The sequence below is a fragment of the Pseudomonas sp. GOM6 genome (assembly GCF_029537485.1).
GTDB lineage: Bacteria > Pseudomonadota > Gammaproteobacteria > Pseudomonadales > Pseudomonadaceae > Aquipseudomonas.
The window spans coordinates 1-3,289 of sequence record NZ_JARPUS010000032.1; the positions used below are offsets into that span (position 1 = coordinate 1).

Genomic DNA, 3,289 nt, shown 5'->3' on the forward strand with positions numbered 1-3,289 from the left:
GCGGTCGCTACTCGGACGACTGGCACCGCGCCCACCTGTACAACCCGCGCAACGTGGTGCCTGAGTCGAAGATGCCGGCCTACCCCTGGCTGGTGGAGCGCACCCTCGACGGCAAGGACACCGCCGCCAAGATGGGCGCCCTGCGCACCCTCGGCGTGCCCTACAGCGATGAAGACCTCGCGGGCGCCCGCGAGGCCGTCAAGGGCAAGAGCGAAATGGACGCCCTGGTCGCCTATCTGCAAGTGCTCGGCACCAGCCTGAAGAACAAGAGGTAATCGCACATGAGCACTTTCTGGAGCTGGTACATCAGCATTCTCACCATCGGTAGCCTGATCGCCCTGCTGTGGCTGCTGTTCGCCACCCGCAAGGGCCAGCAGCCCGGCCAAACCAACCAGACGCTCGGTCACGCCTTCGACGGCATCGAGGAATTCGACAACCCGCTGCCCAGGTGGTGGTTCATGTTGTTCCTCGGCACCCTGATTTTCGCCGCCGGCTATCTGCTGCTATATCCCGGGCTGGGCAACTTCGCCGGCACCCTGCCGGGCTATGAAGGCGGCTGGACCCAGGTCAAACAGTGGCAGCGCGAGATGGACAAGGCGGACCAGCAATTCGGCCCGATCTATGCCAGCTACGCCGCCCTGCCCGTCGAGGAAGTCGCCAAGGATGAGCGCGCCTTGAAGATGGGCGGCCGCCTGTTCGCCTCCAACTGCTCGGTGTGCCACGGCTCTGACGCCAAGGGCGCCTATGGTTTCCCCAACCTGACCGACAGCGAATGGCGCTGGGGTGGCGATGCGGCCTCGATCAAGCAGACCATCACCGCAGGACGTACCGGCATGATGCCGCCGCAGGCCGCGATGATTGGTGAAGAAGGCGTACACAACGTCGCCGCTTACGTGCTGACCGAGTTGGCCGGCCGCAAATTGCCGGAAGGTGAAACCGCCGATATCGCCGCGGGCCAGAAGATCTTCGCCAGCACCTGCTTTGCCTGCCACGGCGTGGACGGCACCGGCACCCCGAGCATGGGCGCGCCGAACCTGACCAAACCCAGCGCCTTCATCTATGGCAGCAGTTTCGCCCAGCTGCAGCAGACCATCCGCTACGGACGCAGCGGCCACATGCCAGCGCAGCTCCAATATGTCGGTAGCGAAGACAAGGTCCATCTGCTGACCGCCTACGTCTATAGCCTGTCGCAGAAGCAGCCGGTCGAGGAAGAAAAGCTGGCCCGCGAATAACCCAACCCGCCGCGGGTGCCACCCTGGCACCCGCCCCCTTCTGCGACCCGATGTCGCACCCATCCTGACCACTAGCACGCCACCACAGCAGACTTGGGCTAAGCTGCTCAGCAGTCGCACTTGGTAACAACCCCTAGGAGTTCCCTCCTTTGGGCGGGGTTACCCTCCGTGCAAAGGAGCCAGAAAAGGACAAGGTTCGGGCGCCGCCAAGGCCGCTAAAACCTTGATCGCACAGGCATCCGGCGTTGCAATGGGTACCTCATTTCTCCATACTTGCCGCCGATTTTTTACCCCTAAAAAACTCCATTAACCGTGGTACCCCTAGCATGAGCACAGCAATCAGTCAGACTGCTTATAACTATAAGGTGGTCCGCCAGTTCGCCGTTATGACGGTAATCTGGGGGGTCATAGGGATGGGTCTCGGTGTGTTCATCGCCGCACAGCTCGTGTGGCCAGAACTCAACCTGAACCTGCCGTGGACCAGCTTCGGCCGTCTGCGTCCCCTGCACACCAACGCGGTGATCTTCGCCTTCGGTGGTTGCGCCCTGTTCGCCACGTCCTACTACGTGGTTCAGCGCACCTGCCAGGCCCGCCTGATCTCCGACAGTCTGGCCGCCTTCACCTTCTGGGGTTGGCAAGCCGTGATCGTGCTGGCTGTCATCACGCTGCCGCTGGGTTACACCTCCTCCAAGGAGTACGCCGAGCTGGAGTGGCCGATCGACATCCTGCTGGGCCTGGTGTGGATCACCTACCTGGCGGTGTTCTTCGGCACCATCATGAAGCGCAAGACCAAGCACATCTATGTGGGCAACTGGTTCTTCGGCGCCTTCATCGTGGTGACCGCCATGCTGCACATCGTCAACAGCATGGAAATGCCGGTCACCCTGTTCAAGTCGTACTCGGTCTACGCCGGTGCTACTGACGCGATGATCCAGTGGTGGTACGGCCACAACGCCGTGGGCTTCTTCCTCACCACCGGCTTCCTGGGCATGATGTACTACTTCGTACCCAAGCAGGCCGAGCGTCCGATCTACTCCTATCGCCTGTCCATCGTGCACTTCTGGGCGCTGATCACCCTGTACATCTGGGCCGGCCCGCACCACCTGCACTACACCGCTCTGCCGGACTGGACCCAGTCCCTCGGCATGGCCATGTCGGTCATCCTCCTGGCTCCGAGCTGGGGCGGCATGATCAACGGCATGATGAGCCTGTCCGGCGCCTGGCATAAGCTGCGCACCGACCCGATCCTGCGCTTCCTGGTGGTGTCCCTGGCCTTCTACGGCATGTCCACCTTCGAAGGCCCGATGATGGCCATCAAGACCGTCAACGCCCTGTCCCACTACACCGACTGGACCATTGGCCACGTCCATGCCGGGGCGCTGGGCTGGGTAGCGATGATCTCCATCGGCTCGCTGTACCACCTGATCCCGAAGGTGTTCGGTCGCGAGCAGATGCACAGCATCGGCCTGATCAACTCACACTTCTGGCTGGCCACCATCGGCACCGTGCTGTACATCGCCTCGATGTGGGTCAACGGTATCACCCAGGGCCTGATGTGGCGGGCGATCAACGACGACGGCACTCTCACCTACTCCTTCGTCGAAGCCCTGGAAGCCAGCCACCTCGGCTTCGTGGTGCGCGTCGCCGGTGGCGCCATCTTCCTCCTCGGCATGTTCCTGATGGCCTGGAACACCTGGCTGACCGTACGCGCCGCCAAACCGGCCGAGTATGACGCCGAGGCCCTGATTCCTGCAGAGGTCGCCCACTGATGAGCAGCAAGCACGAAATACTCGAGAAGAATGTCGGCCTGCTGGCCCTGCTGATGGTCTTTGCGGTCAGCATCGGCGGTCTGACCCAGATCGTCCCGCTGTTCTTCCAGGACGTGGTCAACGAGCCGGTCAAGGGCATGAAGCCCTACACCGCCCTGCAGCTGGAAGGCCGCGACATCTACATCAAGGAAGGCTGCGTCGGCTGCCACTCGCAGATGATCCGTCCGTTCCGCGCCGAAACCGAGCGCTACGGCCACTACTCCGTCGCTGGCGAAAGCGTTTGGGATC

At 62.5% G+C, this 3,289-nt stretch carries 4 protein-coding genes; all 4 read left to right on the forward strand.

Annotated elements, in window-relative coordinates; all coding sequences use genetic code 11:
* Positions 1-275 (forward strand): cbb3-type cytochrome c oxidase subunit II (locus P7A97_RS20445; protein ID WP_277692328.1); only part of this gene is annotated, 275 nt, incomplete at its 5' end.
* Between the two features lie 6 nt (positions 276-281).
* Positions 282-1,232 carry a cytochrome-c oxidase, cbb3-type subunit III gene (gene ccoP, locus P7A97_RS20450; RefSeq protein WP_277692330.1) on the forward strand — a complete coding sequence of 317 codons (951 nt, stop codon included), beginning with the start codon at positions 282-284 and terminating at the stop codon, positions 1,230-1,232.
* Between the two features lie 326 nt (positions 1,233-1,558).
* On the forward strand, positions 1,559-3,001 hold the full coding sequence (gene ccoN / locus P7A97_RS20455) for a cytochrome-c oxidase, cbb3-type subunit I (protein ID WP_277692332.1): 1,443 nt from the start codon (positions 1,559-1,561) through the stop codon (positions 2,999-3,001).
* Positions 3,001-3,289 (forward strand): cbb3-type cytochrome c oxidase subunit II (locus tag P7A97_RS20460; RefSeq protein ID WP_277692333.1); only part of this gene is annotated, 289 nt, incomplete at its 3' end. The genes ccoN and P7A97_RS20460, both read left to right, overlap by 1 nt.

What these genes read in the sequence shown, in the direction of transcription:
- ccoP (WP_277692330.1), top strand. Translation starts at nt 282, where the DNA reads ATGAGCACTTTCTGGAGCTGGTACATCAGCATTCTCACCATCGGTAGC.
- ccoN (WP_277692332.1), top strand. Translation starts at nt 1,559, where the DNA reads ATGAGCACAGCAATCAGTCAGACTGCTTATAACTATAAGGTGGTCCGC.